The sequence below is a fragment of the Clostridium sp. UBA1056 genome (assembly GCA_002316385.1).
Lineage (GTDB): Bacteria > Bacillota > Clostridia > Clostridiales > Clostridiaceae > Clostridium_J.
In genome coordinates, this window is record DCDL01000022.1 from 1 (window position 1) to 6,406 (window position 6,406).

The 6,406-nt window shown below is 30.1% G+C and carries 5 protein-coding genes; all 5 read right to left on the reverse strand.

Annotated features, from left to right (window positions below; genetic code table 11):
- Positions 1-95 precede the first annotated feature (95 nt).
- Positions 96-2,102, reverse strand: coding sequence for a triple tyrosine motif-containing protein (locus B3W71_RS06045; RefSeq protein ID WP_346888043.1), 2,007 nt, complete (start codon positions 2,100-2,102; stop codon positions 96-98).
- Positions 2,103-2,370: 268 nt separating this feature from the next.
- On the reverse strand, positions 2,371-2,817 hold the full coding sequence (locus B3W71_RS06050; RefSeq protein WP_346888044.1) for a YaiI/YqxD family protein: 447 nt from the start codon (positions 2,815-2,817) through the stop codon (positions 2,371-2,373).
- A 2-nt stretch (positions 2,818-2,819) separates the two neighbouring features.
- Positions 2,820-4,175 carry a glucose-6-phosphate isomerase gene (locus tag B3W71_RS06055; RefSeq protein ID WP_346888045.1) on the reverse strand — a complete coding sequence of 452 codons (1,356 nt, stop codon included), beginning with the start codon at positions 4,173-4,175 and terminating at the stop codon, positions 2,820-2,822.
- Positions 4,176-4,257: 82 nt separating this feature from the next.
- Positions 4,258-5,280, reverse strand: a complete 1,023-nt coding sequence (locus B3W71_RS06060; protein WP_346888046.1) for a calcium/sodium antiporter — start codon at positions 5,278-5,280, stop codon at positions 4,258-4,260.
- 293 nt (positions 5,281-5,573) lie between these two features.
- Entirely contained in the window at positions 5,574-6,227 is a 654-nt protein-coding gene (locus B3W71_RS06065; protein ID WP_346888047.1) for a hypothetical protein, read from the reverse strand.
- Between the last annotated feature and the right edge of the window lie 179 nt (positions 6,228-6,406).

The following is a 6,406-nucleotide window of genomic DNA, read 5'->3' on the forward strand; positions in this document are numbered from 1 at the left end:
TCCCACTTTGAAGAAGATGGTAGTATTAGAGCGGATAGTCATCAGATAACACAAAATAGACGAGCATTCTGACTTATTTATTTTTTGAAGATGCCTTATTCCTTGCACTGAACTTCGTATATGGAATAGTCCTCATAGGAGCTTTTAGAATAGCTGCTTTTACATAACGCCAATATCTTATAAAATCCTTTATAAAAAGGCATAAAGGTATAATAATTTTTCTTACTATACTTTTGTATTAGCTTCCATTCTCCCTTTTCCATTAAATAAAATTCATATAATTTATCTTTTCCACCATCGCACTTTACATAGAAGTTAACATCTTCATTGCATTTAATTACTTCTTTATCTAAGGTTATTTTGCAGTTAGTCACTGGAGCTCCCTGTAATACATCTAAGACAATTTCCTTTTTACAGTCAAATTCCTTTGTACTAAATACATTTTTACAATATATCTTTACTGTGTATACTCCTGCACACTTTGGAATTAGCTTAAATTTCTTATCAATACCAAACTCCGTAGTCTCAACCTCTCTGCCATTGATTTCAACCTTATACTTAGCTAGGGTACTACTAGTATTCTCTGTTATTACTTCTAGAACTATTTCGTCCCCTATAATATACATGTACTTCTTTTCTGTAAGAATATAATCTATTTTAGCTGGTATATATTCTTTGCAATCTATATATATCACTGAGTGCACATCATAGTCTCTCGTAGATTTTGGATGCTTAACCCTAATTTCTATTTCATGCTTTCCTACCTTAGTAGGCGTAAATTTAAAACTATCTTTTGCGTTATATTCTATAAATTCGACTTTTTTCCCTTCCTTTTTTACACAAAATTCATATAATAAACTTCTAGCTCCAGTAGCTTCAACTTTTACCTGAACTGAATCATTTATAAGAACCTGCTTGTCCTTATTTAGTTTAATTTCTTTTATATATACATTTTGTGTATAATCCTCATCTATGACGAAATCCATAAATGCCTTCTCTTCATAATCGTCACTATAGGTACTATCCTTTACAAGAACTTCGACTCTATATATTCCACTTTTTTCTGGAATCCATTTATAACTATTATTTGTAGTAAAATTTGATGTACTATGGTGGTTTCCATCTACTATAAATTTATAAAGTAGATTGTCTCCCCCAGAACAAATGGCCTTAAATTCTATAGGTGTTTTTTCTAATTGTGGTGAGCTTAAATCTGAAGTGAAGTTAAGAATTTTTATAGGCTTGTACTTATCTACGCTATAGTGTATTATTCCTCTATCATCAAACCCCTCATGGGAATACATGTCTTTCAATAAGCATAAAAGTTTATACTCTCCTGGTATTATTTCTGTAAAACTGACTAATCTCTTACTTGAAAAGTCTTGTACTACACGCATATTTCCATATTCATCAATCCTTATAAATTTATATAGCACTACTCTATTCTCATCAAAGTGTGCATCAACCTCAAAGGTTAATTCATTTCCTACTATCAAGTCTTCTGTTAGGCATTGTATGTTGTTAATTCTTATTTGCTCCATAGGTAATACCTTAAAAGTTACATTTTTAAAGTCATCAAATTGATGTTCTGAGTCTTCCTCTTTACACTCTATGAGCATTTCTATCTCACCTTCACGGCTTGGAGTAAATCTTAAGCTAGTATCTATGGAATAATCTCTTATTAAATTCCATTTACAATCTTCACTGATCCAATATTTACACATTATAGGTAATTTATTAGGTATAATATCAATTTCTATCTTATCTCCTAATTTTATTTCATTATCACTCATGATAATATCTTTTATTAGCTTCTCTTCTATAGAACCTATAATAAAATCTATTCTAGATGTAAACTCAATAGGTTTCTTCCCATCTCTTTTTTTAGATTGAACCATTACCATATATTTTCCATCTCTCTTAGGTGTCCAATAGGCAAAATCATCCTCATGGAAATCTCTAATGGTTTCCCAACCTCCATCACAGTTTATTATAAATTTATATAATAAGTCCTCTGACATTTTATTTTCTATATATACCTTAATTTCGGTCTCCTTCTCCTGCGGGCTTGCTAAGCTTGTACCAATAATCATTTCATTCATACATATTCCCCCTAGAATGTAGATATACACCCTTATTAGATTGAATTGTTATAATATTCTCTCTTAAACCTAGATATATTATACTACATTTACATATTATGTAACAACCTATGAAAGTCCTTATGTGCCATAATTAATTAGACAAAATCCTTGAAAAAAAACACCTGTAGATTATATTTCTACAAGTGTTTTGCTAATTCTAAATTATATACTATATTATTACTGATATAAGTATAGTCTTAAATTTTAAACTTAATTTAAAAGATTTCTATTCTTCTTTTAGACTTCTTTCTACAAGTCTTATTAGATTATCTCTAAGACTTATATCGTCATCTTCATTTCTTTTTTTATGCTTTCCAGTCTTTCCACCACTACGTCTTACCTTAGCACTTATATGTCTTTCAAAGAGTAATTTATCTATATTATTCTCTGAAAAAATATAACCCCTAGGACTTATTGCATAGGACTTCTTACCAAGAACCATAGCTGCAACTCCATAATCTTGAGTTACCACGATATCTCCCTTTTTAGCTTCGTTTGCAACCTTCATATCAACAGCTTGAAATCCACTATCCATAACTATAACTTCACCATAATCTGAATTTATAACATGGTGTATGTCACAATATATCTTTAGTGGAACACTATATTTCTTAGCTACTTCTTCTATAATATCTCTACCTGCACATCCATCTCCGTCAACTATGATAGCCATAATTATATACCTAGTTTCTCAGTAAGAGATTTTTGAAGCTCTTCATATCCTGGCTTGCCAAGTAAAGCAAACATATTTTTCTTATAAGCTTCTACACCTTCCTGATCAAAAGGATTTATTCCTAATAAATATCCTCCTATAGCACAGGATTTTTCAAAGAAGTAAATAAGTTCTCCTATGGATTCTGGATTTAAAGCTTTCATATTTATAACTATATTGGGAACCCCACCTTCTACATGGGCAAGAGTTGTTCCTTCCATAGCTCTTTTATTTACAAAATCTATAGTTTTTCCTGCTAAGAAATTAAGTCCGTCTACGTTTTCTTTATCTTCTTTTATTGATAAATTTATTTGTGGCTCTTCTACATTTATTACAGTTTCAAATATATTTCTCATTCCATCTTGAATATATTGTCCCATGGAGTGAAGATCTGTTGAGAAGTTAACAGATGCTGGGAATATACCCTTTCCATCTTTACCATGACTTTCTCCATAAAGCTGCTTAAACCATTCACCAAAGTACTGTAGACAAGGTTCATAGTTTACAAGGATTTCTGTAGTCTTTCCTCTTTCATATAAAAGATGTCTTGCTGCAGCATATTTATAACAAATATTTGCATCTACATCTTCACTACTAAAGTTTTCTCTTCCATTTCTTGCTCCTTGCAATAACTTATCTATATCTATTCCTGCCACCGCGATTGGAAGTAGTCCTACTGGTGTTAAGACAGAGAATCTTCCACCTACATCATCAGGAATTACAAAGGTTTCATAGCCTTCTGTATCTGCTAACTTTTTAAGAGCTCCTCTTGCTTTATCTGTAGTTACAAAAATTCTATTTTTAGCTTCTTCCTTACCATATTTATTCTCAATAACTTCCTTAAATATCCTAAAAGCTATACCAGGCTCTGTAGTAGTTCCAGACTTTGAAATAACATTTATAGAAAAGTCCTTACCCTCTATTAAACTCATAAGTTGAGATAAGTAAGTAGAACTTATATTATTTCCTGCAAAATATACTGCTGGAACTTTTCTCTTATCACCACTCATATTATTAAAGAATGGTCCTGTCATTGCTTCTATGACAGCTCTAGCTCCAAGATATGAACCACCGATACCAATTACTATAAGAACTTTTGAATTTTCTTGTATCTTTTTAGCTGCTATCTTTACTCTTTCAAATTCTTCTTTATTATAATCAGCTGGTAGGTCAAGCCACCCTAAGAATTCATTTCCAGCCCCATTTCTATTATGTAGCATATTATGTGCTGCATTTATCATAGGTTTTAAATTATTTATATGAGTCTCACTAACTGCGCCTTGAAGATTTTTAATGTTTAAACTTATAGAACTTGTCATTCCATTCTCCTCCTATTATAAAACTTCTTTAGGCATCTGAAAATAGACGAGTATTCTGACTTATTTATTTTTTGAAGATGCCTTATTTTAATATTAAAGTTACAGTACATATGTATATTATATAAACACTAAGAAGCATTATTCCATTTCTCTTAGAATACTTACCATTAGTTGATATAGGTAAGATTAAAAGTAGCATCATTACTAAAGCTACTGGAATATCTAAAAGTATGGTTTGATTAAAGCTTATAAATGGTGTGTTAAATATGTACACATTTCTTGAACTTAATACTAATCCTCCTTTTGCTAAAATACTGCTAATAGCTATGTTCATAGTAATATTCAGTATGTTTGCACCAATAACATTACCTACTGCCACGCCGCTTTCATTCTTAGATATAGAGGTTAAAACTGTTATTAATTCTGGTATAGATGTTATTAACGCCATAATAGTTAGACTGATTACACCTTCTCTAATACCATAATACCTTGCTATAATTTGTGCATTTATAACTAATAGTCTTGCTCCAATCCATATGAGCAATGCACCTAATATAAATATAAAAATATGTTTTGCAAATTCTTTCTTATTTACTCTTAATTTAATAGTTTCTTCTATTGTTGCTGCTATTTCCGTAGAAGTTTCTAAGGACTTTCTAGCAGATTTTATACTTTCTCTTCCATAGCATATAAGTAAAAATAAAAGTGCTATTCCTTCCATTCTATTAATATTTCCATCTGTAGAAAAAAGTAGTAGCAAAACCATAGAAATTATCATCATGAATGCTCTTGGCATAAATGTCTTTTTATCTACCACTACAGGCCTAACAATCATTGGGATAGCTAGTACAAGTCCTGTATTACAGATTATCGCTCCAATAGAATTACCCATGGCAATCTCTGGAGATCCCATAAGTGTAGCTACTGAAGCTACAAAAAACTCTGGAAGAGTAGTTGCTAGACTTACAATAGTTGCTCCTATAATTAGGTTAGGTATTCCGGTTACCTTTGCAATCCATATAGCTGAATCTACAAGTATGTCTCCACCTTTTATTATTAATCCAATTCCTATAATAAATAATAGTATAGGTAAAAGTATCTCCATCAACAATCCCCCATTCCTTTTATGTCAGTATACAATATTCTATAAGCTCTTTCAAATCTCATTATGGTGGATCTATTATGGATAAGGCATCTGAAAATAAATAATAAGTCAAAGATGGGAAGTATATTTTGAGNNTTTTGAAGATGCCTAAACTCAAAGTTAATCTAAATTAAATAAAAAGTTTTCATAAAATAATCTAACCTGAATCTAATGTTTAATTTGTAAAACTATAAGTACTAGCTCAACATCTTATAAAAATTAGAGAATTATTTTACGAAAGCTCTTGTTTATTGTTATATTCCCTTTTCATTTTCGGACCATTTATAGAAAATTTTAAGTGAATCATCTAATGCTTCTATACTTAACACATCTAAATTAGGCTGCCTATTTATATAAAAATATGATTTTTCTTCTCCAATCAAAGCATTGACCATGGTACTATTACTAAAATTGATATTTACACTTTTTATATTCGTATCATTTATTATTCCACTAAAAACCGTGTAATTCTCATTAGTGCTTTTCTTAATCTCCATAGTATTTACTGTAAAAGGAGTACATTTATCTATTTCTTTCATAGATATTTTTAAAATATCATAGGAAGCTTCACCCTTAATCAAATGGCATAACCCCTCATAGCTTTTATCTTTATCTTCATATAAAAACATAGCTAATTTATCATTTTCTATATCAGCTACATATAAAATTGATATATCTTCACTACTTATATTAAGTTTTTTAGAAATAAGTGAGGTTATTTTATCTGTTACCTTTGTTTCTGAGTAATTTTCACTCTTTATAGATGAACCATTGCTCTTTTCTATTGTTAAAGATTTCTTTAATGTATTATTTTTACTTATAGTAATTGTAATTAAAGATACAAAACATATAATTAAAACAGTTAAAAGCACTATTACTTTTCCATTTATTTTTTTATCTATACTCATAGTAACTTCCTCTTTAGATTATTTTATAATTTCTCGCTTTGCTCGCGAGGACGGGGCTTTCACAAAAAAGCTAATCTAAATAAATATTGAATAAGCACTTATATTATTAACGCTCAGCCGTTTCGGAATATTGATTTACTAAAGTATTTATTCAAGTTAAAATCTACAACACAACAACT